Genomic DNA, 23,780 nt, shown 5'->3' on the forward strand with positions numbered 1-23,780 from the left:
AAAGCCAGGGCTGCGCTAAAGCAAACCTGCTTTCTTCAGTTGAAGGTACTGTGTCACCAGCGCTGCGCCCAAGTCTCCAGGCCGAACATCCACCACCGCAACTCCATGAGCGCTCAACCGCTCATGGAGTTCTGCGCGTTCATTGAGATAACTCACCGCCCCACAGTAAGCCAGGGCCTGGGGCAATGACTGTACCGGTGCAGTGCGCAGTGTATCCAGCGCCTCTTCACGCACGCTTGCGATCAGTACCCGATGCTGAGCGCTCAGACGCTTGATCGCACCCAGCAGTTCGTCGTCATCCTCATCGCGCAGATTGGTCACCAGCACCACCAGCGCCCTGCGCTGTTGACGGGACAGCAGTTGATTCACGGCGGCCTGATAATCGGCCGGACGCTGTGTGCTCTGCAGGTCATAAACCGCATTGAGCACTACATTCAATTGCCCGCTGCCTTTGCCCGGTGCCACAAAGCGCTGATCACCGGCAAACGTGCTCAACCCCACCGCATCACCCTGGCGCAGAGCCACGTAACTGAGCAGCAGACAGGCGTTGAGTGCATGGTCGAAATGCGCCAGCTCACCATCCTGGCTGCGCATGCGCCGGCCGCAGTCGAGCAGGAAAATGATCTGCTGATCGCGCTCATCCTGATATTCGCGGGCGATCGGTGCGCGTTGGCGGGCGGTGGCTTTCCAGTCGATCTGGCGCAGGCTGTCGCCTTCGCGGAATTCGCGCAACTGGTGAAATTCCAGACCCTGACCGCGACGTTGCCGCTGGCGTACGCCGAGCTGGCTGAGCCAGTTGTCCACGGCCAGTAGTTCACCGCCGTGGAGCCGGGCGAAGTCGGGGTAGACGCGTGTCTGATTGTCGACCTTGAGCAAGCGCTTGCCGGTCCATAAGCCCAATGGGCTCGGCAGATTGATTTCGCAGTGTTCAAACGTGAAATGACCGCGGTTCAACGGACGCAAGCGGTAGCTGATCTGGCTGAACTGGCCGGGTTGCAGCTCAATCGTCAGCGGCAAATGTTCGAAGCTCAGGCCATCCGGGACATGGTCGAAAAGGTCGATGTTCAGCGGTGCATTGAAGTCGTGCTCAATCGTCAGCGGTACTTCGGCCCAGCGCCCGAGCGAGAGGCTGCCCGGCATCTGCCGGCTGACCCGCACGGGCGGCATTCGCTGCAAGCGCAGCGCATCCAGCACGGCCAGGGCCAGCAGCGCCAGCAGCAAGCCCCAGTTGATGGCTTTCAGGCTGGTCGGGATGGTGACTTCCAAAGCCTGCAAGGTCCCCAGTACGATGCCGATGACCAGCAGCGTCGCCACCCAGCCCAGCAGAAGCCTTGAGGGTTTCACAGGCGCGGCGCCGGTACTTGATCGAGCAACTGCGTCAGCACCTGATCGACCTGCAGACCTTCGATGTCCAGCTCCGGCGCAAGGCGCACACGATGGCGCAGCACCGCCAGCGCACAACCCTTGATGTCGTCGGGAATCACGAACTCGCCACCACGCAACAAGGCGCGAGCCCGGGCGCAGCGTACCAGGGCAATCGACGCGCGCGGCCCGGCACCGAGGGTCAGTCCCGGCCAGGTGCGCGTGCTGCGCGCCAGGCGCACGGCGTAATCGAGGACCTGATCGTCGAGCGGCAAATCACTGGCGATGCGCTGCAAGGCTTGCACATCCTTGGCCTGCAACACCGTGCGCAGCGGTTGCACATCGAGCATGTCGGCGCGGGTCGAGCGGCTGACCTGACGCACCATGTCCAGTTCCTGATCGGCGTCGGGATAGTCCATGCGCACCTTGAGCATAAAGCGATCGAGTTCGGCTTCCGGCAGGGGATAGGTGCCTTCCTGCTCGATCGGGTTTTGCGTGGCCAGCACCATGAACGGTTGTGCGATCGGCAGGGCGCGACCTTCGAGCGTGACCTGACGCTCCTGCATCGCTTCGAGCAACGCCGCCTGGGTTTTCGCCGGGGCGCGGTTGATTTCGTCGGCCAGCAACAGGTTAGTGAACAGCGGGCCTTTGCGCAGCTTGAACTGCTCGGTTTGCAGGTCGTACACGGCATGGCCGGTAACGTCGCTGGGCATCAGGTCGGGGGTGAACTGGATGCGCGCGAATTCGCCGCCGAAGCAGCGGGCGAGGGCGCGCACCAGCAGGGTTTTGCCCAGCCCTGGCACGCCTTCGAGCAACACATGGCCGCCGGCGATCAGTGCGGTCAGCACATCGTCAATTACTTGATGCTGACCGATCAGCGCTTTGCGCAATTCGCCGCGCAGCGCTTGCGCCAACTGGCTGGCACGCTGGCGTTGCTGCGCGGCGTGGCTGGCGCTGCCGGGCTCGATCTGTTCAGTCATAGCGTGTTCCTCAAGGTTTGCAGGTGGGCGACCTGGCGGCAGAAGTCAGCGCTGGACAGCCGCCGGTTCGACACCGGGCTCAGGGCCTGGCTGATGGCGCGGGTGGGTTGCCGGGTCAGGCGCGACAACGCCAGCCATTGTTCGGCAACGTTCAATTGGTCAAAGCCGGGATGGCGGCGGCGCGCCCGGCGCAGCACGTCCTGTTGCAAGGCTTGCAACAGGACGTGCTGGCCGTTGTGGCGCAAAAGGAAAACGGCACTGGCGCGCAAATGCTCCTGCAACTGTCGACGCCCGCTCGGCGTGGGCGCCTGAAGCGGGCCGTGGCGCATGCCGACATGCCACAGGCACAGGCCCACCAAGGCGAGCAGGGCAACAATCGCCTGCGGGAAGTAGCGCCAGAGCAAGGTCAGCAAGCCATCGTGTTCGCTGTTGTAGATCAGCGTGACGTCGGTGTCGGCGCTCAGATACCAGAGCAGCCAGGCGTTGTCGTACTTGGCGATGGCATCGGTTTTCCACAGCTCGGCGTCGGTCACCACGGTAATCGAGCCGAGACCGTGGGGCAGTTGCATCATGTGCGTCGCCTTGGCGCTGTTGGCCCAGGCCTGCGCGAGATTTTTCGGATCGTCGAGGTGGAAGTCAGTATCGAAGCCGGCGTACGCCGGTGCGTCTTCGTCTTCAAGATAGAGTTTGGTCAGCTTTGGAAAAGGCTCGGGTTCTGCGTCTGCGGGGACGTCTTTCAGATCCTTGCTCAGCGACTGATGCAGTTGCACTCGATCAAGCAGCAGGTCGTTGCTCTGTTTGCTCTGCTCGTCCCACAGCGATTCGGCAACGAACACCAGGCGCCCACCGGCGCGGGTCCAGTTCAACACCTGGTCGACCTGACGAGGTGTCATCCGCGAGCGGTCGTTGAACAACAGTAGCGTATGTTGATGCGGGTCGATGCCCGGAAGCACCGCGAGACTTTCGCCATGGCTGACACGTAGGCCGCGTTGACGCAAAAAAATTCGGCCGCCAGATAAGGATTGGCTTGGGCGGCGGGCGAAGGGCCGTGATCGATCTGTTCCTGATACGGCGTGGCTTTGACGTACAGGAAAACGCCCAACGCGCCGAGCAAAGCAACCAACAATGCGCAGACCCACGCCAATGTGCGGCGACTCAACGGGCCGTCTCCTTGCCGAACAGAACGCGCCAGCCATCGCACAATTCCTGCCGCGCAGACGCGGCCGGCACGCGGTGTCCGTAGGCCATGTTCTGCCAGTGAGTGGTCAGGCTGCGGCTGAAGGCGAGCAGTTGCGGATGCTGCAATTGCTCGACTCGCGCCAGTACCTGATGTTCGGTGTCGGCGGGTTTCAGTTGCAGGTCAAAGTCGTGCAGCAGGTGACTGAGCAAGCCGCGATAGAGCAGGCTCAACGCGGCGCGCGGTTGGCTTTGCCAGAGTTGTTCAGCGCTGGCGGCGATGTCGTCAGGCAGGCTGTCGCGGTTCAAATCCAGACCGAAGGCCTGCTGCGGCAACTCGCGTCTGGATTTGGCCGGCAGCTTCGGGCGGCGGCTGACGAAGGCTTGTACGAAGTCGCGGTAGCGCCAGATCAGCCAGCCGATCACCGCAATGACCGCGGCCCACAACAGCACCTCAATGATTTTCGCCAAGCCATTGAGATGCTGCCCGTCGAGCCAGCCCAGCAGGGTTTTCAGCCACTGCGGCGCGTCGCCGGGTTCCGGGCCTTTGGCTGCTGCCGCCGGGTCTTCGCCGAAGCGATAGCGGGTAACGGACTCTTTGTTCTTGAACGGTGGTTGTTCGAGTAATGCCTTGATGCTTTCTTGCGAGGCCTGACTGGTCAGCGGCTGATTCAACAGGCGTGGCGCCTGCGGACTGTCATCGGGCGCAGCGGCCCAGACGACTGGAACGTTCGGCAACACCAGACACACCGCCAGCAGCAGCCCCAACACCGAATGGTTCAGCCGCTGGCGCAGACGGCGGAACACCAGTTCGATATCCCACGCCTCCAGTTGCGTGCGTCGATTCAGGTACAGGCTGAAGCCGCACGCAACATACACCGGCCCCCACACCACCAGCACCAGCGCATAGAAGGCATTGGTCAGGTGTTCCAGCCAGCGCCATTGATGATCCGCTGCCAGGATCAGTGACTGCCAGTCCCAATCGGTTTCGATCTGCTGTGGCAGCAACAGATAGAACAGCACCATCAGACCGATCCACAGCGCGGTTTCCAGGTGCATGCCGATGATGGTCAGCCATTGCGCGGCGCCGGCGTTGCGTTGCAGTAGCACTTGCAAACGCTGCTGGCGAGCGTTGCCATCAAGGCCTTCGAGCTGCAGCACCGGTAGCAGAAAGCTGCGGCTCATGCTCAGTCGACGCCAGGTCAGGCTGGCCAGCAGTTGCGGTTTGAGCAGCCGCGGCCATTCACCCAAGGCCTGGCGCAGCGTCGGCGTTTCGCCGAACAACGCCTTGGAAAGGATGTACAACGGCAGCCTTTCATAGGCGGGTTTCAGCCACCAGAAGATGAACACCGCCAGCGACGGCGAATCCCACAGGAGCAGGCTGAGCAGGGCGAACAGCGGCAACGTGATGATCGCCCAACTGGTCATCAGCAGACGCCGATGCTGCTGGCTCATGAGCACGCCCAGGTCCATGGCTTCCCAGGTCGTGCGCGGGCGAATTTCCACGGTGGCGTCACTCAGGCGCATGGCGTGTCCTTCCGGCAAACAACAGGTAGACCGCAACCAATAGCCACAGGCCGGCCCCGACCAGATATTTGGTCAGCGGCGGGACGCTGGTTTTCGACGACCAGTACGCTTCGATGAACGCCGCGATCAACAGGAACAGCATCACCCCGCACACCAGCAACACGCTTTTGCGCGCCGCACGTCGCAACGCTTCGCCGCGAGTCAGGCGTCCCGGGGCGATCAACGCCCAGCCGAGTTGCAGGCCCGCCGCACCCGCGAGCGCGATGGCGGTGAGTTCGAAGGCACCGTGGGCGATGACGAACGACCAGAAGGTCTGGCCGTAACCGATGTCGCTGAGGTGCCCGGCTACCGCGCCGATGACCATGCCGTTATAGAACAGAAAGAACGCGCTGCCGACGCCCAGCAACAAGCCGCTGGCGAAGGTCTGAAAGGCAATGCCGATGTTGTGCATCACGTAATAACCGAACATCACCCAGTCTTCGCTGGCCGCGCGTTCGACGGGGCGGCCGAGGTGGCCTGCGACCGGATCGTACATGCCTTGCATCTCACGCACCTGATCGGCGGGGATCAGGCTGTAGATGAGGTCGGGAAATCCATACACCAGCACAGCGACGCCGATCAGACTGCCGAAAAACAGCAGGCCGGCGGCGAGTACGAACCGCCATTCGGCACGCACCAGTCGCGGGAAGTCCGCCAGGACAAAGCTCAGCAGGTTGGCGCCGAGGTGGCTGCGATGACGGTAGAGCTGTTGATGCCCGCGCAGCACTTGCTGCTGCAACGAGTCGATCAGGAAACTGCTGTAACCGCGCTCTTGCGCTAGTGCCAGATGCTGGCAAAGCCTGCGGTAGGCCTTGGGAAAACCGGCGACTTGCGTGGTGTCCTTGCCATGCTCAAGACGTTCGAGCGCCAAGGCGAAACGCTCCCACTCGGCCTTGTGGCGGCTCTCAAAAATGCTTTGCTTCATGTCGGGCCCAACAGGCCGCGGGCGATGCCGTTAAGCTCAGCGACGGCTTTGGGCGCAGAAACATGCAGTGGCTGGGCCAGCAGCGCCGCGAGTTCATTGGCCCGCGCTGGCGATAGCTCGCTCTGGCGTTCGGCAAAGGCCAGCACCGCGCGTTGTTCCTTGAGAGTCAGCGGGATCGGCGCGCGCCGTGGTTCGGCCTCAGGCAGTTGCGGCCGGGTCAGCGGGCGTTCGCTGTAGACCACCAGCGTGCCGGCGGCGATATCGCCGAGGCGTTTGAACGTCGGGTGATGCAGGCAGCTCAAGGTGCCGAGGAAATAACCGAACGGCAGCAGATCGACAAAGCGCAGCAGATTGCGCAACAGCGAGGCCGACCAGCCCACCGGTGTGCCGTCGTCGTGCACCACGCGCAAACCCATCCATTGTTTGCCGGGAGAGCGGCCCTGGCGCAGCACCTCGAACAGCACCATGTACCACCAACTGATCGCAAACAGCAGCAGCGAACCGAGGCCCATGCCGAGCTTGCCGAGAAACGCCAATGCGATGAACAACACGCCCATGATCACCCCGCGCAGGGCCAGATCAATGGTGAAGGCCAGCGCGCGTACCATCAACCCGGCAGGGCGCAAGGGCAGGTCGATGCCTTCCGGCGTTTCGACCTGATGCCGCGTATCCAGCGGTGGGGCCAGCGGTGCTTTCCTTGGCGGTGCTGTGGGCTCGAGCATGGGCTACCTGATGTTTCGCCGGTTCGGGATGCGAGTGAGTCGATGCTAGCAGCCTCTCGGGGAAAACGACATAACTATGTATTGCACTGCATGTAAACGCCGCCGGTTGAAAATCCCGCAGGGAAACGCATTTGCAGCTGTAGGAATCTGGAGAAATAACTGTTCGAGGGCTTCGAGGCTGGCCGTGGCATCCCGGGAGCGCCTAGACTTCGCCGATCTTCAGCTCAGGAACCGCCCGTGACTTCCATCTTCTGGTACGACTACGAAACCACCGGCATCAATCCGCGCAACGATCGCCCGTTGCAGGTGGCCGGGATTCGCACCGACCACGCACTCAACGAAATCGACGAGCCGGTCAACCTGTATTGCCAGCCGAGCGAGGACATCCTGCCGCATCCGGCAGCCTGCGCAATCACCGGCATCACGCCCGGCCAGCTTGCGGAAAAAGGTTTGAGCGAAGCCGATTTCATGACCCGCGTACACGCGCAACTAGCGGCACCGGGCACCTGTGGCGCAGGCTACAACACCCTGCGTTTCGACGACGAGATGACCCGCTACAGTCTGTATCGGAATTTTTTCGATCCGTACGCGCGTGAATGGCAGGGCGGCAACAGTCGCTGGGACCTGATCGATGTGGTGCGCGCCGCCTATGCGTTGCGCCCTGATGGTCTGGTCTGGCCGACTGACGATGAAGGCCGGGTGACCCTCAAGCTGGAACGTCTGACGGCCGCCAACCAGATCGATCACGGCCATGCTCACGAAGCGTTGTCGGACGTGCGTGCGACCATTGCATTGGCCAGGCTCATCCGTGAGAAACAACCGAAACTCTACGACTGGCTGTTTCAGTTGCGCAGCAAACAGAAAGTCATGGACCAGATTCGCCTGCTGCAGCCGATGGTGCATGTGTCCGGGCGATTCTCGGCGGCGCGCAGTTACGTCGGTGTGGTGCTGCCTCTGGCCTGGCATCCAAAAAACCGCAATGCCCTGATCGTCTGCGACCTGCATCTCGACCCGCAGGGATTGCTGGACCTTGATGCGCAGACCCTGCGTCAGCGTTTGTACACGCGCCGCGATGACCTGGCGGACGGCGAATTGCCGGTGCCGCTCAAGCTTATCCATATCAACCGTTGCCCGGTGGTGGCCCCGCTCGCCGTGCTGCGTGCGCAGGATCAGCAGCGACTGGGCCTGGACATGGCTTTGTATCAACAGCGCGCACTGCGGCTAACTGACGCACAACAAGTCTGGAAAGATAAAGTTGCCGAGATTTATGTCGCTGAAGATTTCACTCCCAGCGAAGATCCGGAACAACAGTTGTACGACGGATTTATCGGTGATCGCGATCGGCGTCTGTGCGAGCAAGTGCGAAATGCCGACCCGGCGCAACTGGCACAAGAGCAATGGCCGTTCGATGATGAACGTTTACCCGAATTGCTCTTTCGATATCGCGCACGCAACTTTGCCGAGACCCTGACGGGCGAAGAGCAACAACGCTGGCGAATATTTTGCCAGCAGCGTTTGACCCTGCCTGAATACGGCGCGCCGAATACCTTGCAATCATTTACAGAGGCTGCCGAGCAATGGGCAGTTAATGCCACACCGTTGCAGAGAGAGGTCCTCAATGATTGGCAAAATTATGTCCAGGCATTGCGCAAACGTTTGGATCTTTGAATTCGAACATGCGCGGGCTTAAATGCCAGGCATAAAAAAACGCCAGCGTTCGCTGGCGTTTGTTTTTCGCCGATTGCTCTGCGAAAGGGTTGCGGCTTAGCCCAGCAGGGTAGCCCAGCCTTCAACCACGTCACCGCCCCACTTGGCTTTCCACTCTTTCAGAGTCTTGTGGTTGCCACCTTTGGTTTCGATGACTTCGCCGTTGTGCGGGTTTTTGTATTGTTTAACTTTGCGTGCACGCTTGGTGCCGGTAGTTTTCACTGCGCCGCCACGTGGTGCCTTGGTTTTTGCTTCCGGATCCAGCAGCGCGATGATGTCACGCAGGGATTTGGAGTATTCGCCCATCAGGGTGCGCAGTTTGCCTTCGAATTCCAGCTCGGCTTGCAGTTTGTCGTCTTGCGACAGGTTCTTCAAACGGGCTTGCAGCTCTTTGATAGCTTCTTCGGTGGCGCGATATTCGTTGATCAGGGACATGGTTACTACCTTGGTGAAGTGTTGAATGGCAGGGGGACAGTGTCGCAATAATAGTCAGGGTGTTTCATCAAGTAAACATTTAACCCAGGTTTTTATTTGAATTAGTTACGAGAAACTGCCGACTTTCGAATATTCCGTTAAATAATGTGAGCGACTCATCACAGATATTCACAGTTGTCTGGTGGAATGCCGCCGCCAGCGCCTGAGGCTTTTGCTATTAGTCCCGGCTTGAGGCACGCCGTCTGCCGTGGCACGGGCACAGGCCGATCAATACTGCAGTTTTCCTGCGCAGTCGCTAGAATGGCGGCCTTTGCGAAGTTCTGGAGTTCCCCCTCATGCGCACTTTTCGTCTGGTGATCTCTTGCCCGGACCGCGTTGGCATCGTTGCCAAAGTCAGTAATTTTCTGGCCACTCATAATGGCTGGATCACCGAAGCGAGCCACCACTCCGACAATCAAGTGGGCTGGTTCTTCATGCGTCACGAAATTCGTGCGGACTCGCTGCCGTTCGGTATTGAAGAGTTGCGCGAGAAGTTTGCACCGATCGCCGAAGAGTTCGCGATGGACTGGCGCATCACCGACACCGAGCAGAAAAAGCGCGTGGTGCTGATGGCCAGCCGTGAATCGCACTGTCTGGCGGACTTGCTGCATCGCTGGCACAGCGATGAACTGGACTGCGAAATCGCCTGCGTGATTTCCAACCACGACGACCTGCGCAGCATGGTCGAGTGGCACGGCATTCCTTATTACCACGTCCCGGTCAATCCGCAGGACAAGCAGCCGGCGTTCGCTGAAGTGTCGCGGCTGGTCAAACAGCACGATGCCGAAGTGGTGGTGCTGGCGCGCTACATGCAGATCCTGCCGCCAGAGTTGTGCCGTGAATACGCGCACAAGGTGATCAACATTCACCACAGCTTCCTGCCGTCCTTCGTCGGCGCCAAGCCGTATCACCAGGCCTCGCTGCGTGGCGTGAAACTGATCGGCGCGACTTGCCACTACGTCACCGAAGAGCTGGACGCCGGTCCGATCATCGAGCAGGACGTGGTGCGGGTCAGCCACAGCGACAGCATCGAAGACATGGTGCGTTTCGGCCGTGACGTCGAGAAAATGGTGCTGGCCCGCGGCCTGCGCTATCACCTCGAAGACCGCGTGTTGGTGCATGGCAACAAGACTGTGGTGTTCTGATCGACCGCACAGGCTTGAAAAAACAGGGGTCTGGGCGTTGAATTGCTCAGGCCCTTTTTTATTTCAGCCACTCGGAGCAAGCCGATGAGCGATCCACTCGACAAAGCCACCTCCAAAGCCCCGGCGACTTTGGGCGAAGGCTGTCTGAGCCGCTACGACCCGGACGACATGAGCCCTGACGACGGCACGGAGTTTCCCGGGGCCGCCGAACTGTGGGAACAGCTTCAGGATCAGCAGGACGACGCTAAGAAGCCTGCCTGACATTCATCAGCTTCTTGAGCAGTGGCCGGCCCAGCATCAACACGAACACCGGGCCACCGACCAGCAGATAGAAGTAGTACGTCACCACGCGCCAGATCAGGATCGCCGCTGCTGCGGTGGATTTGCCCACCATCGGCGCCAGTAGCGCTGCCGAGGTCAACTCCGCCGCCCCGGCGCCACCCGGCAGCAGACTGAACTGCCCGGCGCCCAGCGAAAGCATTTGTATCAGAAAGCTCCATGCCCACTGCAAATCCGCACCCAGCCCGCGCAGCGCCAGATACAACACGCTGTAACGCAGCAGCCAGTGCACGCAAGTCAGGGCGAAGACCTTGATCAGGGTTTGCCAAGGCAACTTCAGGGTGTCGGTGAACGCGGCAAGAAAGTGCAACAACTTGCGCGCCCAGCGCCGCCGCGTGCGCGCCGTGACGTTCATCCCCGCGAGCAATCGCCCGCTCAGACGAATCAGTGCGCGGTGGTAGCGCGCGATCAGCACACAGCTGAACAAACCGCCGAACAGCGAAACCGCACTGACCGTCAATAGCCACTCGAGGCGGTCGCTCAGATGCTGGAACAGCGCATAAATCAGAATCCCGCTCAACGCGCAGAGAAAGAACAGCAGATCGCTGAGCTGATCCATGGCAAACACCGCGCTGCTGCGTGCCGGACGCACGCCGAAGCGTGCCAGCAACGCCATGATGGTCAACGGACCACCGCTGCCGCCGGGTGTGGCGCAGTAGGCGAATTCAGCAGCCATCACCACGCCGAGACTCTTGACGGGCGGCACCTGCCCACGCTGGTCGCCAAGCAACAAGCGCAAACGCAGGGTGTTGATGCCCCAGCAGAGCAGGATCATGCCGAACATCACCAGCAGCCAGCGCAGCGGGAAACTTTGCAGGCGCGCCCAGGTTTCGCCGCCACCGAGCACGACCGGAATCAGCACCGCGACCAGCAGGCCGATCAGCAACAACAGGCTGCGTTTCATGCCGCATGTTCCAGTTGTGCGCGCTGGCGGGCGAGCCAGTTGATCTTGGTCAGCGGTTCGCGTCCATCGACGATCAGGCGTTCAAGGGTTTGCAGCCAATAGTTGCGCGAAAAAGGGTGGCGCATGTCCACCGGGTGCAGGCCCAGGCGAATCACCGCCGCGTCGCGCCAGCGCTGTTCGCGCTGATCGCTGAGCACTTTGGACAAGCCGCGCCGCCAGGCACTGCGCGCGCTCCACACCAGCCCCGGTGCGTCGATGGCAGTGAAATCCGGCAAGCGAAAAATGTGCTGCGGATCGCTGGTGTATTGCAACGGCAACTCACCCAATGCCTGGCGCGTGCCATCGCTCATCAGCCACGCCGGGGCGACGAAACCGTGCACCGGCCAGTCGTGGCGTTGAAAGATCTCAAGACCGGCGTGCAGACGGGAGAGCGCGGCTTCTCGGGACAAGCGATAGAACTCGCCTTCGTGGGTGTAGACCCGGCGCATGAACCAGTCACGCGGTGTCGTCGGGCCCGGTTCCTGATCGTCGTGATAATAACCGTGCAGGGCCAGTTCATCGCCACGGGCCAGCCGCTCGTCAAGCAAGCGGCCGAATGCCGGGTGAGCATCAAGGGCGTTGCGTCGATGAAAATCCGGTACCACCAGCCAGGTCATCGGCACCGCGCCCATGGCATCCACGGCCTCGACAAATGGCTGGTAGTCGGCCCAGGTTTCCGGCGCCACGTCGTGCAACACCAACAGCACGGCGCGGCGATTGCTCGATTCAGCCATTGGCCACCCGGGGAATCGTATGGCCGAGGACGGCGTGATAATGGCTGAGCAGGCTGTCGACCACTGTGTCCCAGGCATAATGCCGCTCAACGTGCTGGCGCGCCTGCCGGCCGAGTTTCGCGCAGCCGCGACTGAACAGTTCGCGCACGGCATTGGCCATCGCCTGCGGATTGTTCGGTGCACACAGCAGGCCGCAGGACTCATCGACGATTTCTTCGAATGCTCCTGCCGCCACGGCGACCACCGGAATGCCACAGGCCATGGCTTCGAGAATCACCAGGCCGAAGGTTTCCTGATCCCCGGCATGCACCAAGGCGTCGGCGCTGGCCATCAATTGCGCGACGCGCGCCGGAGGGCAGAACTCGTCGATGACGCTGACGTTGTCCGGGACGATGGCCGGCATCGACGAGCCCACCAGCAGCAGGTGATAACGCGGGCCGAGGCGTTGCATGCACTTGAGCAGCACCGGCAGGTTTTTCTCTTTCGAACCGCGCCCGGCGAAAATCAGCAGGCGCGTGTCCTCGGCGATGCCCAGTTCCGCACGCAGATTGCGCTCGCACGCGCCCGGATGAAAGGTTTGCAGATCGACGCCCAGCGGCTGCACGAAGACATTGCGCACGCCCAGCCCGGTGAGCTTGTCGGCCATCACCTGACTTGGCGCCAACACCCGGTCGAAGTTGCCGTAAAGTCTGGTCACGTAGGCCTCGACATTCGGCGTGACCCAATGGCCCATGCGGTTGCCGACCAGCAGTGGCAGGTCCGAATGATAAAAGCCGATCACTGGCACATCCAGCTGCCGCCGCGCATCCAGCGCCGCCCAGGCGGTCAGGTAGGGATCGCCGACTTCGATCAGATCAGGCTGCAAATCCTGCAGCACGTTGCGCCATGGCGCCAGACGCAGCGGGAAGCGGTAACCCTTGCCAAAGGGCAGGGCAGGGGCCGGAACTGTGTAAACGCCGTCGTTTTCGCCATAGCGGGCACCGGGAATCAACAGGCTGTGACGAATGCCGGATCGGCCCGTCAACCGACGGTGCTTGGCATCCAGATAAGTCCGCACGCCGCCGCTGGCCGGGGCGTAGAACATGGTGATGTCGGCGATATGCACGGTGATCATCCCTCCGCTGCTGGGTTCTCCCTTGTTGACCTTTATCGAGAATAGATGTTCGGTCGGGATTGCGCGGTGGGTTTGAGGAGCGCCCTCACCCTGACCCTCTCCCGCAGGGAGAGGGGACTGATCGCGTTGGATGTTTGATCCAAATCGACCTAGTGGTTCGTGTCGAACTCAGTTTTGAAAGGCTTGAAGATCTGCTCCCTTTCCCCTCGCCCCCTTGGGGGAGAGGGCTGGGGTGAGGGGGAGGCTCTTGATCTTCAGATCCTGAAGCTGCCCACCAACTGCTTCAACCGCGCAGCCTGCTGCTCCAGATCCGAACAGGCACGCAAGGTCGCCTGCAGGTTCTCCACACCTTCCTGGTTCAGCGTGTTGATCTCGGTAATATCGACGTTGATCGACTCGACCACCGCAGTCTGCTCCTCGGTCGCGGTCGCCACCGACTGGTTCATACCGTCGATCTCACCGATGCGCTGGGTCACGCTGTTCAAGCGCTCGCCGGCGAGGTTGGCGATCTCGACGCTGTCCTGGCTGTGGCGCTGACTGTCGCTCATGGTGCTCACCGATTCGCGGGCGCCGACTTGCAGCTCCTCGATCATGGTCTGCACCTGCTGCGCCGATTCCTGGGTGCGGTGGGCCAGATTGCGCACTTCGTCGGCAACCACGGCGAAACCGCGCCCAGCCTCACCGGCGCGCGCCGCTTCGATCGCTGCGTTGAGCGCCAGCAGGTTGGTCTGCTGGGAAATGCTGGTGATCACTTCGAGAATCTGCCCGATGTTCACGGTCTTGCTGTTCAACGACTCGATATTGCTACTCGACGCACTGAGCATGCTCGACAACCGGTTCATCGCTTGAATGCTGCGATCGACCACTTGCTGGCCATCTTCGGCGAGGCCGCGCGCGTCGCTGGCCTGATTTGACGCTTGCGCGGCGTTGCGGGCGATTTCCTGCGCGGCGGCGCCGAGCTGGTTGATCGCTGCCGCCACGCTACTGGTGCGCGAGGCTTGCTGATCGGAGTTGTACATCGACGAGTTCGAGGCCGCGACCACGCGCAGGGCGACTTCGTTGACTTGCCCGGTGGCCGACGAGACTTCGCGGATCGAACCGTGAATGCGCTCGACGAAGCGGTTGAACGCGGTGCCCAGCACGCCGAATTCGTCGTTGTTGACGATAGTCAGGCGCTTGGTCAGGTCGCCTTCACCGTCGGCGATGTCTTCCATGGCGCGGGTCATGACGTGCAGCGGCTGAATCAGGATGCGGATCAGCATGCCCAGCAGCGCCAGAATGATCGCCACGGCAATCACCGTCGCGATCACCGCCGAGGTACGGAATTCGCTGAGCATCGCAAATGCCTGATCTTTATCCACCGACAAGCCGATGTACCAGTTCACCGACGGCAAACCCTTGATCGGCGCGAAGGTGACGATGCGGGTCTTGCCATCGACGCTGACTTCGCTGAAGTCGCTGCTGATGCGCGGCGTATCCTGCGGATAGGCTTCTTTGAGTGACTTCATCACCAGGGCCTTGTCCGGGTGCACGAGGATCTTGCCGTCGGCGCTGACCAGAAACACATAACCCATGCCGTCGAAATCCCGCGCGGCGAGGGTGTCGACCAGCGATTGCAGGCTCAGATCACCGCCGACCACACCGACGCTCTGGCCGGCCTTTTTCGAGGCGGTGGCGATCGAGATGATCAACTGCCCGGTGGCCGCATCGATGTACGGCTCGGTCAGGGTCGAGGTGCTGCTGCTCTCGGCGCCTTTGTACCAGGGACGCACGCGCGGGTCGAAACCGTCGGGCATTTTCGTGTCGGGACGGATGGTGAAATGGCCGGTGGCATCGCCCAGGTAGGTGGCCATGAACGTCGACGTCAGGGTTTTCTGCTCGAGCAGACTGGCAACATTGGCGGGTTCCGGATTGGCGGCGATGTTCTGGGCGGCGTTTTCGATCAGCAGAATGCGACCTGTCAGCCAGGTCTGGATATTGCCGGCAGTGACCTCGCCCATTTCCTCGAGGTAGCTGTTCAAGTCATCGCGGATCGCGTTGCGTTGCAACCAATCGTTATAAAGGGTGAACGAGGCGAAGGCGGCGATGACGACGAGGGCGGCGGCAAGCAGGATTTTATGGCTGAAGCGCAGATTTTTGTTCATGGCTTGGGGTTCCGCTAAGGTCTTAATGTCCCGGGCGTGCTTTCATAGGGGCACGTGAAACGGGCAAGGGTCAAAACAAGCTGATATTTCCGTCTCTCCTTAGGGAAATGTCCGGCTGACTCGGGTCGGGTCTCTCAACCTTTTTATCGGCCACGCAGCATCAAAGATTAACCATTGGGTGACAAAATGCCTGACTCCTCGCAACTCGTAATCGGCGCCGATCCGGCCGGCCAGCAGACTGCTCAGGCGATGCGCCTGGCGAACCGCCACGGCCTGATCGCCGGCGCCACCGGCACCGGCAAGACCGTCACCTTGCAGCGCCTGGCCGAAGCGTTCAGCGACGCCGGCGTCGCGGTGTTCGCCGCCGACATCAAGGGTGATCTGTGCGGCCTTGGTGCCGCCGGCAATCCACAGGGCAAGGTCGCCGAGCGCATCGCCGGCATGCCGTGGCTCAACCACACACCGCAGGCATATCCGGTGACCTTGTGGGATATTCATGGCGAATCCGGGCATCCGCTGCGTACCACGTTGAGCGAAATGGGCCCACTGCTGATCGGCAGCCTGCTGGAGCTCACTGACAGTCAACAGTCGGCGCTGTATGCGGCGTTCAAGGTCGCCGATCGCGAAGGTCTGTTGCTGCTCGATCTGAAAGACCTCAAAGCGCTGCTCAATCACCTCAAGGACAATCCGCAGCTGCTCGGCGAAGACGCCGCGCTGATGACCACCGGTTCCAGTCAGGCGCTGCTACGGCGGTTGGCGACCCTGGAACAGCAGGGCGCAGAAGCCTTGTTCGGCGAGCCGGCGTTGCAACTTGAGGACATTCTGCAACCGACCGCCGATGGCCGTGGACGTATTCATCTGCTCGACGCCAGCCGCCTGGTGCACGAAGCGCCGAAGGTTTATGCAACGTTCCTGTTGTGGCTGCTGGCCGAACTGTTCGAGCAATTGCCGGAGCGTGGCGATGCCGACAAACCGCTGCTGGCGCTGTTCTTCGATGAGGCGCATTTGCTGTTTGGCGACACACCGAAGGCGTTGCAGGAACGTCTTGAGCAAGTGGTGCGGTTGATTCGCTCCAAGGGCGTCGGCGTGTATTTCGTCACCCAGTCGCCGGCCGATCTGCCGGATGACGTGCTGGCACAGCTCGGTTTGCGTATCCAGCACGGTTTGCGCGCATTTACCGCCAAAGAGCAGAAATCCCTGCGCGCGGTGGCCGAGGGGTTCCGCCCGAATCCGGCGTTCGACAGCTTGTCGGTATTGACCGAGTTGGGGATTGGCGAGGCCTTGGTCGGCACGCTGACCGAGAAGGGCACGCCGGAAATGGTCCAGCGGGTGCTGGTGGCGCCGCCGCAATCGCGGATCGGGCCGCTGAGCGCAACCGAGCGTACCGTGCTGATTGCCGGATCGCCGTTCAAGGGCCGTTATGACAAACCGATCGATCGCGAGTCGGCGTATGAAATCCTGATGGGGCGCAAAGGCCTGGCGCCGGAGGCTGAGGTGCCCGCAGGAAAACCCGCGCCTGAAGAACCAAGCCTGGCCGACCGGGCGGGGAGTTTCTCGGTACGGCGGCGGGGCAGGCACTGAAGTCAGCCATGCGTCAGGCGGCCAACAATCTGGGCAAGCAACTGGTGCGCGGCTTGATGGGCTCTTTGCTCGGTGGCAGCAAACGCCGCTAAACCCGAACTATTGCAAATCCCAATGTGGGAGCGAGCCTGCTCGCGAAAGCGGTCTGCCATTCAACATCGATGGCGTCTGACACAACCGCTTCGCGAGCAGGCTCGCTCCCACAAAGGTATCGAATGAAAATTCAGACCCGGGTCAGGATTTGGCCTTGGCGTGCGCCGCCAGTCGTTCCAGCGCCGCACGCAAACCCGGATCGCTGATTCCGTCAGCCGTCTCCTGAATCGTCGCGGCGGCATCGGTCGACAGATCCATGGTGTGCCCGGTCGCGCCGCGCTGCACTGTCGGCGGCTGCACCTTGAACAGAATCCGCGTCAGGCTGGCGAACTCGTCGAACATCTGCAATTGCCGCTGCAAGCGTTTCTGCTGATAGCGCAGGCGTGTGGCCCAGTGGCCGTCGGTGACAATCAGCAGCAGACTGCCCTCGCGCCACGACGCCACATGGCAGTGTTCGCGGGCGGCGGGTTGCAGCTGGCTTTCGAGCAGACGTTGCAAATGTCCCAGCCGTTGGGCATGGCCGAGGATGGCTTTGAGCGGCTTGGCTTCGCGTAGCAGAACGGCGGGTGCTCTGGCCGTGAGAGGGCGAAATGCCATGATCGAACACCTGAAGAAACAGAGGCGCCATGGTAGCAGAAAGCTGCGGAACCACTCGCCCATTGCTTTTGTCCCTGCTTTGCTCATTAAATCAACGACTAACTTCTTGCCGCTGTGGCTTGAAGTTGAGCAAAACGCCCTTATTTCAAGTGAGCCCCGTCAAAGCGCAGTGCCAGCATCGTGGAACATCGCCACTTTCCTCACCACCGTTTCCGGGTAGAATGCTCGTTCGCATGCGGCCATGAGGGCTGCACGGGCGACTCACGGGGCCGCCCTCCATCCCTTTAGTGTGGAAGATCCTGCCGATATGTTTGCGCCTTTGTTAAAGAAACTTTTTGGAAGCAAGAACGAGCGTGAAGTCAAACGCATGCTCAAGACGGTGCAGCTCGTCAATGCCTTCGAAGAGCAAATGGTGGCCCTTTCGGACGATCAATTGCGCGCCAAGACTCAAGAGTTCAAGGACCGCATCGCCAAAGGGGAAACCCTCGACAAGCTGTTGCCGGAAGCCTTTGCCGTGGCCCGCGAGGCCGGCAAACGCGTGATGGGCATGCGCCACTTCGACGTGCAACTCGTCGGCGGCATGACCCTGCACGAAGGCAAGATCGCCGAAATGCGCACCGGTGAGGGTAAAACCCTGGTGGCGACCCTGGGCGTTTACCTCAACGCACTGTCCGGCAAGGGCGTGCATGTGGTGACGGTGAACGACTACCTGGCCCGTCGTGACGCCAACTGGATGCGTCCGCTGTACGAATTCCTCGGCCTGACCGTCGGCGTCGTGACGCCGTTCCAGCCGCCGGAAGAGAAGCGTCTGGCCTACGCCGCCGACATCACCTACGGCACGAACAACGAATTCGGTTTCGACTACCTGCGCGACAACATGGCGTTCAGCATGGAAGAAAAATTCCAGCGCGAACTCAACTTTGCCGTGATCGACGAAGTCGACTCCATCCTCATCGACGAAGCGCGTACCCCGCTGATCATTTCCGGTCAGGCCGAGGACAGCTCCAAGCTGTACATGGAGATCAACAAACTGATCCCGCAGCTGGAACTCCACGTCGAGGAAGTCGAAGGTCAGGTCACCAAGGCCGGCCACTACACCGTTGACGAAAAGACCCGTCAGGTCGAACTCAACGAAGCCGGTCACCAGTTCATCGAAGACATGCTCACCCGCGTCGGCCTGCTGGCCGAAGGCGAGAGCCTGTACTCGGCGCACAACCTCGGTCTGCTGACCCACGTTTACGCCGGTCTGCGTGCGCACAAGCTGTTCAACCGCAACGTTGAATACATCGTGCAGGACGGTCAGGTCGTGCTGGTCGACGAACACACCGGTCGTACCATGCCGGGTCGTCGTCTGTCCGAAGGCCTGCACCAGGCCATCGAAGCCAAGGAAGGTCTGAACATTCAGGCCGAGAGCCAGACCCTGGCCTCGACCACCTTCCAGAACTACTTCCGTCTGTACGAAAAGCTGTCCGGCATGACCGGTACCGCTGACACCGAAGCGTTCGAATTCCACCAGATCTACAACCTGCCGGTCGTGGTCATTCCGCCAAACAAACCGTTGGCGCGCAAAGACTACAACGACCTGGTGTTCCTGACCGCCGAAGAGAAATACGCGGCGATCATCAACGACATCAAGGAAGGCATGGCCCAGGGCCGTCCGATCCTCGTCGGTACGGCGACCATCGAAACTTCCGAGCACGTGTCCAGCCTGCTCGCCAGGGAAGGCATCGAACACAAGGTCCTGAACGCCAAGTTCCACGAAAAAGAAGCTGAAATCATCGCTCAGGCTGGTCGTCCGGGCGCGCTGACCATTGCCACCAACATGGCCGGTCGCGGTACCGACATTCTGTTGGGCGGCAACTGGGAAGTGGAAGTCGCGGCACTGGAAAACCCGAGCCCTGAGCAGATCGCGCAGATCAAGGCCGACTGGCAGAAGCGTCACCAGCAGGTGCTGGAATCCGGCGGTTTGCAGGTGATCGCCTCCGAGCGTCACGAATCGCGTCGTATCGACAACCAGCTGCGTGGCCGTGCCGGCCGTCAGGGCGATGCCGGTTCGAGCCGCTTCTACCTGTCGCTGGAAGACAGCCTGATGCGCATCTTTGCCTCTGACCGGGTGAAGAACTTCATGAAAGCCCTGGGCATGCAGCCGGGCGAAGCGATCGAGCACCGCATGGTGACCAATGCGATCGAGAAGGCGCAGCGCAAGGTTGAAGGCCGCAACTTCGACATTCGCAAGCAACTGCTCGAGTTCGACGACGTCAACAACGAACAGCGTAAAGTGATCTATCACATGCGTAACACGTTGCTGGCCGCCGACAACATCGGTGAAACCATCGCCGACTTCCGTCAGGACGTGCTCAACGCGACCGTCAGCGCCCACATTCCGCCGCAGTCGCTGCCCGAGCAGTGGGACGTCGCCGGTCTGGAAGCGACGATTGCCAGCGATTTCGGTGTGACCCTGCCGATCCAGCAGTGGCTCGACGAAGACGATCACCTGTACGAAGAAACCCTGCGCGAGAAGCTCATGACCGAGCTGATGGCGGCGTACAACGAAAAAGAAGATCAGGCCGGTGCCGAGGCGCTGCGCTCGTTCGAGAAGCAGATCGTTCTGCGCGTACTGGACGATCTGTGGAAAGACCACCTGTCGACCATGGATCACCTGCGTCACGGCATCCACCTGCGTGGTTATGCGCAGAAGAACCCGAAGCAGGAATACAAGCGCGAGTCGTTCACGCTGTTCTCCGAGCTGCTCGATTCGATCAAGCGCGACTCGATCCGTGTGCTGTCGCACGTTCAGGTTCGCCGCGAAGATCCGGAAGCCGAAGAGCAACGTCTGCGTCAGGAAGCCGAAGCGCTGGCCGCCCGCATGCAGTTCGAACACGCCGAAGCGCCGGGGCTGGATCAGCCCGAAGCGCTGGGTGAAGACGTCGATGTCGCCCTCGCCACCGCACCGGTGCGCAACGAGCAGAAGCTGGGCCGCAACGAGCTGTGCTATTGCGGTTCGGGCAAGAAATACAAGCATTGCCACGGGCAGATCCAGTAAAACCCGCAGCGATCGCTGAAATACCCGCGCCGCGACCGGCTTCTGCCGTCGCGGCGTTTTGCCATTCACACCACCGTCGCTGCCAGTGGCGGTGCTGACATCATTGAGTAAGGAGCGCATTCATGGCTGTTGGTCTTGGTCCGTTGCCAACGTTGCACCCGGTTGCCGGTTTTGAACTCGGTATCGCCTCGGCCGGCATCAAGCGCCCCGGGCGCAAGGATGTTGTAGTAATGCGCTGTGCCGAAGGCTCGACCGTGGCGGGCGTGTTCACCTTGAACGCTTTCTGTGCAGCGCCGGTGATTCTGGCAAAAAAACGCGTAAACAACGCCGTGCGCTACCTGTTGACCAACACCGGTAACGCCAATGCCGGCACCGGCGAACCGGGGCTGGCGGCTGCCGAGCGCACCACCGCGAAACTGGCCGAGCTGACCGGCGTCGATGCCAGTCAGATCCTGCCGTACTCCACCGGCGTGATCGGTGAGCCGCTGCCAGTCGAGAAGATCGAAGGCGCACTGCAGGCGGCGCTGGACGATCTGTCGGAAAACAACTGGGAAGCCGCCGCCACCGGGATCATGACCACCGACACCCTGCCGAAGGGCGCCAGCCGCCAGTTCGAGCATGACGGCGTGACCATCACCGTGACTGGCATCAGCAAAGGCGCGGGCATGATCCGCCCGAACATGGCGACCATGCTCGGCTACATCGCCACGGACGCCAAAGTCTCGCGCGATGTGCTGCACAACCTGATGCTCGACGGCGCCAACAAGTCGTTCAACCGCATCACCATCGACGGCGACACCTCGACCAATGACTGCTGCATGCTGATCGCTACCGGCAAGGCTGCACTGCCGGAGATCACTCGCGCCGAAGGCGAGCTGTTCGGCAAGTTGAAACAAGCGGTGTTCGAAGTGTGCATGGATGTGGCCCAGGCCATCGTGCGGGACGGCGAAGGCGCGACCAAGTTTGTCACCGTGGAAGTCAACGGTGGCGGCAATCACCAGGAATGCCTGGACGTCGGCTACACCGTGGCCCACTCGCCGCTGATCAAGACCGCGCTGTTCGCTTCCGACCCGAACTGGGGTCGCATTCTCGCCGCCGTTGGCCGTGCCGGTGTGCCGGACCTGGACGTGAGCAAGATTGACGTGTTCCTTGGCGAGGTGTGCATCGCCAGCCGCGGCGCCCGCGCGGCAACCTACACTGAAGCGCAAGGCTCGGCAGTGATGCAGCAGGAAGAGATCACTATCCGCATCGAGCTGGGTCGCGGCGATTGCAGCGAAACCATCTGGACCACCGACCTGTCGCACGAGTATGTGAAGATCAACGCTGAGTACCGTACGTGATTCAAAGTGTGGGAGTGGGCTGCCGGCCTCTTCGCGGGCAAGCCCGCTCCCAAGTGATTGCGGTCGTTCACAAATGCCGTGTACACCACCAAAACCTGTGGGAGCGGGCTTGCCCGCGATGACGGACGACCAGACGCCAGACATTCTGGATTGTTTCCCTGACGAAAAGGCGCCACCACCATGTCCCTGCACCTGATCATCGGCGACAAACTGCTGTCCTCCTGGTCCCTGCGCGCCGCCCTGGCGCTGGAGCTGACCGGCGCACCTTACAGCGAAGAACTGATCAAGCTCGGCAAGCCCGATACCCGCGAGCTGCTGCTCAAGCATTCGCCGACCGCCAAGGTGCCACTGCTCAAAACCACCCGCGGCACCATCGCCGACTCGCTGGCGATCGCCGAATACCTCGCTGAACAATTCCCCTCCGAGCAGCTCTGGCCGAGTGATGTGTTCGCCCGCGCCCAAGCCCGCTCCGCCTGCGCGCAAATGCACAGCGGCTTCTTCGCCATGCGCAATCACATGCCGTTCAACCTCAATCACGACGCGCCGCTCAATCCGGTGCCGCCAGAAGTGAAGGTCGACATCGAGCGCATGCTCGCCTTGTGGGCGGAATGTCGTGCAGCAGCGACCGAAGAAGGGCCCTACCTGTTCGGCCGGGTCAGTCTGGCCGATGCCTTCTTCGCACCGATTGCCGTACGCCTGCGTACCTATCAAGTGCAACTGCCGGCCGCCGACGAAGCCTATGTTGAAACCGTCTACCAATGGCCTGCATTCAAAGCGTGGCAAAAGGCCGGGCTGGAGGAATTGAAGCCGTGAAACGCGTTCATGTCGCCGCTGCGGTCATTCGTGACGCCAGCGGCAAAATCCTCATCGCGCGCCGTGCCGACACTCAGCATCAGGGTGGTCTGTGGGAGTTTCCCGGCGGTAAGGTCGAGGCCGACGAGTCAGTAGAAAGCGCGCTGGCGCGGGAATTAAACGAAGAACTGGGCATCGTCGTTGGCGCCGCCCGGCCGCTGATCAAGGTGCGCCACGATTATCCGGACAAACAAGTGTTGCTGGATGTCTGGGAAGTCTCGGCATTCAGTGGCGAACCGCATGGCGCCGAAGGCCAGCCGTTGGCCTGGGTGACGTCGAAGGAGCTGGTGAATTATGAAGTCCCGGCGGCCAACCAGCCGATCGTTGCCGCGGCGCGTTTGCCAGCCGAATACCTGATCACTCCGGAAGATCTGGAAACCCCGGCGCTGCTTCGCGGGATCCAGAAAGCAATTGCTAGCGGCATCAAGTTGATCCAGCTGCGCGCGCCGAATGGCTATGACCCCAAATACCGCGATCTGGCCGTCGATGCGGTCGGGCTGTGTGCCGGCAAGGCGCAGTTGATGATCAAGGGACCGTTCGAATGGCTCGGCGATTTCCCATCGGCCGGTTGGCACATCACATCGGCGCAGTTGCGTAAATACGCGGCGGCGGGGCGGCCGTTGCCGGCGGAGCGCTGGCTGGCGGCGTCGTGTCACAACGCTGAAGAACTGGCGCTGGCCGAGCAGATGGGCGTGGATTTCGTCACCCTGTCGCCGGTACAGCCGACGCTGACCCATCCGGATGCGCAGCCGTTGGGTTGGGAGCAGGCTGGGACGCTTATCGAAGGTTTCAGCAAACCGGTGTTTTTGCTCGGTGGGGTAGGGCCGGCGGAGCGGGACAAGGCCTGGAGCATCGGGGCGCAGGGTGTCGCGGGGATTCGCGCGTTCTGGCCTGAATCTCTGTAAAGGCTGCTGGCCTCATCGCTGGCAAGCCAGCTCCCACA

At 61.4% G+C, this 23,780-nt stretch carries 19 protein-coding genes and 3 pseudogenes; 9 read left to right on the forward strand and 13 right to left on the reverse strand.

Going from position 1 to position 23,780, the window contains the following annotated elements; translation table 11 throughout:
• Positions 1-15: 15 nt before the first annotated feature.
• The 6 genes and pseudogenes from M0746_RS03260 to M0746_RS03285 form a co-directional block, all read right to left on the reverse strand.
• The gene (locus M0746_RS03260) at positions 16-1,344 is read right to left on the reverse strand and encodes a DUF58 domain-containing protein (protein ID WP_258448188.1); all 1,329 of its coding nucleotides are present in this window, start codon (positions 1,342-1,344) and stop codon (positions 16-18) included.
• On the reverse strand, positions 1,341-2,342 hold the full coding sequence (locus tag M0746_RS03265; protein ID WP_258448189.1) for an AAA family ATPase: 1,002 nt from the start codon (positions 2,340-2,342) through the stop codon (positions 1,341-1,343). Before M0746_RS03265 ends, M0746_RS03260 begins: the two co-directional genes overlap by 4 nt.
• Positions 2,339-3,501, reverse strand: a pseudogene (locus tag M0746_RS03270) (DUF4350 domain-containing protein). The gene M0746_RS03265 and the pseudogene M0746_RS03270 overlap by 4 nt, the downstream one beginning before the upstream one ends.
• The gene (locus tag M0746_RS03275) at positions 3,498-5,045 is read right to left on the reverse strand and encodes a DUF4129 domain-containing protein (RefSeq protein ID WP_258448190.1); all 1,548 of its coding nucleotides are present in this window, start codon (positions 5,043-5,045) and stop codon (positions 3,498-3,500) included. Before M0746_RS03275 ends, M0746_RS03270 begins: the two are co-directional and overlap by 4 nt.
• Positions 5,032-6,009: a stage II sporulation protein M gene (locus M0746_RS03280; RefSeq protein ID WP_258448191.1), complete on the reverse strand. Its 978-nt coding sequence runs from the start codon at positions 6,007-6,009 to the stop codon at positions 5,032-5,034. The genes M0746_RS03275 and M0746_RS03280 overlap by 14 nt, the downstream gene beginning before the upstream one ends.
• The gene (locus M0746_RS03285; protein WP_258448192.1) at positions 6,006-6,731 is read right to left on the reverse strand and encodes an RDD family protein; all 726 of its coding nucleotides are present in this window, start codon (positions 6,729-6,731) and stop codon (positions 6,006-6,008) included. Before M0746_RS03285 ends, M0746_RS03280 begins: the two co-directional genes overlap by 4 nt.
• 237 nt (positions 6,732-6,968) lie before the next feature.
• Here M0746_RS03285 and sbcB point away from each other — a divergent pair, with 237 nt between their 5' ends.
• Positions 6,969-8,399 carry an exodeoxyribonuclease I gene (gene sbcB / locus M0746_RS03290; RefSeq protein WP_208940016.1) on the forward strand — a complete coding sequence of 477 codons (1,431 nt, stop codon included), beginning with the start codon at positions 6,969-6,971 and terminating at the stop codon, positions 8,397-8,399.
• Positions 8,400-8,495: 96 nt separating this feature from the next.
• Here the strand turns inward: sbcB and mvaT are convergent, their stop codons facing one another.
• Entirely contained in the window at positions 8,496-8,873 is a 378-nt protein-coding gene (gene mvaT / locus M0746_RS03295) for a histone-like nucleoid-structuring protein MvaT (RefSeq protein WP_085689457.1), read from the reverse strand.
• A 335-nt stretch (positions 8,874-9,208) separates the two neighbouring features.
• On the opposite strand from mvaT, the gene purU reads away from it, so the two are divergent.
• Together purU and M0746_RS03305 are read left to right on the forward strand one after the other, a co-directional pair.
• Positions 9,209-10,057, forward strand: coding sequence for a formyltetrahydrofolate deformylase (gene purU, locus M0746_RS03300; protein ID WP_208940017.1), 849 nt, complete (start codon positions 9,209-9,211; stop codon positions 10,055-10,057).
• An 84-nt stretch (positions 10,058-10,141) separates the two neighbouring features.
• Positions 10,142-10,318 (forward strand): hypothetical protein, encoded by a 177-nt coding sequence (locus M0746_RS03305; RefSeq protein WP_208940018.1) that lies wholly within the window; start codon positions 10,142-10,144, stop codon positions 10,316-10,318.
• Here M0746_RS03305 and M0746_RS03310 read toward each other — a convergent pair.
• The 5 genes and pseudogenes from M0746_RS03310 to M0746_RS29365 all read right to left on the reverse strand — a co-directional run.
• Positions 10,302-11,300, reverse strand: coding sequence for a lysylphosphatidylglycerol synthase transmembrane domain-containing protein (locus tag M0746_RS03310; RefSeq protein ID WP_208940019.1), 999 nt, complete (start codon positions 11,298-11,300; stop codon positions 10,302-10,304). The two genes, M0746_RS03305 and M0746_RS03310, sit on opposite strands and share 17 nt — an antisense overlap.
• Positions 11,297-12,073 (reverse strand): DUF2334 domain-containing protein, encoded by a 777-nt coding sequence (locus M0746_RS03315; RefSeq protein WP_258448193.1) that lies wholly within the window; start codon positions 12,071-12,073, stop codon positions 11,297-11,299. The genes M0746_RS03310 and M0746_RS03315 overlap by 4 nt, the downstream gene beginning before the upstream one ends.
• Complete coding sequence (locus M0746_RS03320; RefSeq protein WP_258448194.1) at positions 12,066-13,187, reverse strand: glycosyltransferase family 4 protein; 1,122 nt, start codon at positions 13,185-13,187, stop codon at positions 12,066-12,068. Before M0746_RS03320 ends, M0746_RS03315 begins: the two co-directional genes overlap by 8 nt.
• Positions 13,188-13,441: 254 nt before the next feature.
• Complete coding sequence (locus tag M0746_RS29360) at positions 13,442-14,206, reverse strand: methyl-accepting chemotaxis protein (RefSeq protein WP_394598233.1); 765 nt, start codon at positions 14,204-14,206, stop codon at positions 13,442-13,444.
• Between the two features lie 93 nt (positions 14,207-14,299).
• A pseudogene (locus tag M0746_RS29365) lies at positions 14,300-15,331 on the reverse strand (HAMP domain-containing protein); the annotation flags it as partial.
• 186 nt (positions 15,332-15,517) lie between these two features.
• On the opposite strand from M0746_RS29365, the pseudogene M0746_RS03330 reads away from it, so the two are divergent.
• A pseudogene (locus tag M0746_RS03330) lies at positions 15,518-17,004 on the forward strand (helicase HerA-like domain-containing protein).
• Between the two features lie 142 nt (positions 17,005-17,146).
• On the opposite strand, the gene M0746_RS03335 reads toward M0746_RS03330, so the two are convergent.
• On the reverse strand, positions 17,147-17,602 hold the full coding sequence (locus M0746_RS03335) for a DUF721 domain-containing protein (RefSeq protein WP_208940025.1): 456 nt from the start codon (positions 17,600-17,602) through the stop codon (positions 17,147-17,149).
• Between M0746_RS03335 and M0746_RS03340 the strand changes: the two genes are divergently transcribed.
• The 5 genes from M0746_RS03340 (at position 17,601) to M0746_RS03360 (ending at position 23,742) form a co-directional block, all read left to right on the forward strand.
• On the forward strand, positions 17,601-17,822 hold the full coding sequence (locus M0746_RS03340; RefSeq protein ID WP_258448196.1) for a hypothetical protein: 222 nt from the start codon (positions 17,601-17,603) through the stop codon (positions 17,820-17,822). The two genes, M0746_RS03335 and M0746_RS03340, sit on opposite strands and share 2 nt — an antisense overlap.
• A gap of 87 nt (positions 17,823-17,909) precedes the next feature.
• Positions 17,910-20,645, forward strand: coding sequence for a preprotein translocase subunit SecA (gene secA, locus M0746_RS03345; RefSeq protein ID WP_258448197.1), 2,736 nt, complete (start codon positions 17,910-17,912; stop codon positions 20,643-20,645).
• Between the two features lie 122 nt (positions 20,646-20,767).
• Positions 20,768-21,985: a bifunctional glutamate N-acetyltransferase/amino-acid acetyltransferase ArgJ gene (gene argJ, locus M0746_RS03350; protein WP_208940027.1), complete on the forward strand. Its 1,218-nt coding sequence runs from the start codon at positions 20,768-20,770 to the stop codon at positions 21,983-21,985.
• 180 nt (positions 21,986-22,165) lie between these two features.
• The gene (locus M0746_RS03355; protein WP_208940028.1) at positions 22,166-22,798 is read left to right on the forward strand and encodes a glutathione S-transferase family protein; all 633 of its coding nucleotides are present in this window, start codon (positions 22,166-22,168) and stop codon (positions 22,796-22,798) included.
• Positions 22,795-23,742 (forward strand): Nudix family hydrolase, encoded by a 948-nt coding sequence (locus M0746_RS03360; RefSeq protein WP_258448198.1) that lies wholly within the window; start codon positions 22,795-22,797, stop codon positions 23,740-23,742. Before M0746_RS03355 ends, M0746_RS03360 begins: the two co-directional genes overlap by 4 nt.
• Positions 23,743-23,780: the final 38 nt, after the last annotated feature.

The organism is Pseudomonas sp. S11P7, assembly GCF_023195435.1.
In the GTDB taxonomy this organism is placed as follows: domain Bacteria; phylum Pseudomonadota; class Gammaproteobacteria; order Pseudomonadales; family Pseudomonadaceae; genus Aquipseudomonas; species Aquipseudomonas fluorescens_G.

Coding starts and splice junctions, on each gene's coding strand:
- M0746_RS03265 (WP_258448189.1), bottom strand. CDS start 2,342: ATGACTGAACAGATCGAGCCCGGCAGCGCCAGCCACGCCGCGCAGCAA.
- M0746_RS03275 (WP_258448190.1), bottom strand. CDS start 5,045: ATGCGCCTGAGTGACGCCACCGTGGAAATTCGCCCGCGCACGACCTGG.
- M0746_RS03280 (WP_258448191.1), bottom strand. CDS start 6,009: ATGAAGCAAAGCATTTTTGAGAGCCGCCACAAGGCCGAGTGGGAGCGT.
- M0746_RS03285 (WP_258448192.1), bottom strand. CDS start 6,731: ATGCTCGAGCCCACAGCACCGCCAAGGAAAGCACCGCTGGCCCCACCG.
- mvaT (WP_085689457.1), bottom strand. CDS start 8,873: ATGTCCCTGATCAACGAATATCGCGCCACCGAAGAAGCTATCAAAGAG.
- purU (WP_208940017.1), top strand. CDS start 9,209: ATGCGCACTTTTCGTCTGGTGATCTCTTGCCCGGACCGCGTTGGCATC.
- M0746_RS03305 (WP_208940018.1), top strand. CDS start 10,142: ATGAGCGATCCACTCGACAAAGCCACCTCCAAAGCCCCGGCGACTTTG.
- M0746_RS03310 (WP_208940019.1), bottom strand. CDS start 11,300: ATGAAACGCAGCCTGTTGTTGCTGATCGGCCTGCTGGTCGCGGTGCTG.
- M0746_RS03315 (WP_258448193.1), bottom strand. CDS start 12,073: ATGGCTGAATCGAGCAATCGCCGCGCCGTGCTGTTGGTGTTGCACGAC.
- M0746_RS03320 (WP_258448194.1), bottom strand. CDS start 13,187: ATGATCACCGTGCATATCGCCGACATCACCATGTTCTACGCCCCGGCC.
- M0746_RS29360 (WP_394598233.1), bottom strand. CDS start 14,206: ATGTACAACTCCGATCAGCAAGCCTCGCGCACCAGTAGCGTGGCGGCA.
- M0746_RS03340 (WP_258448196.1), top strand. CDS start 17,601: ATGATCGAACACCTGAAGAAACAGAGGCGCCATGGTAGCAGAAAGCTG.
- M0746_RS03335 (WP_208940025.1), bottom strand. CDS start 17,602: ATGGCATTTCGCCCTCTCACGGCCAGAGCACCCGCCGTTCTGCTACGC.
- secA (WP_258448197.1), top strand. CDS start 17,910: ATGTTTGCGCCTTTGTTAAAGAAACTTTTTGGAAGCAAGAACGAGCGT.
- argJ (WP_208940027.1), top strand. CDS start 20,768: ATGGCTGTTGGTCTTGGTCCGTTGCCAACGTTGCACCCGGTTGCCGGT.
- M0746_RS03355 (WP_208940028.1), top strand. CDS start 22,166: ATGTCCCTGCACCTGATCATCGGCGACAAACTGCTGTCCTCCTGGTCC.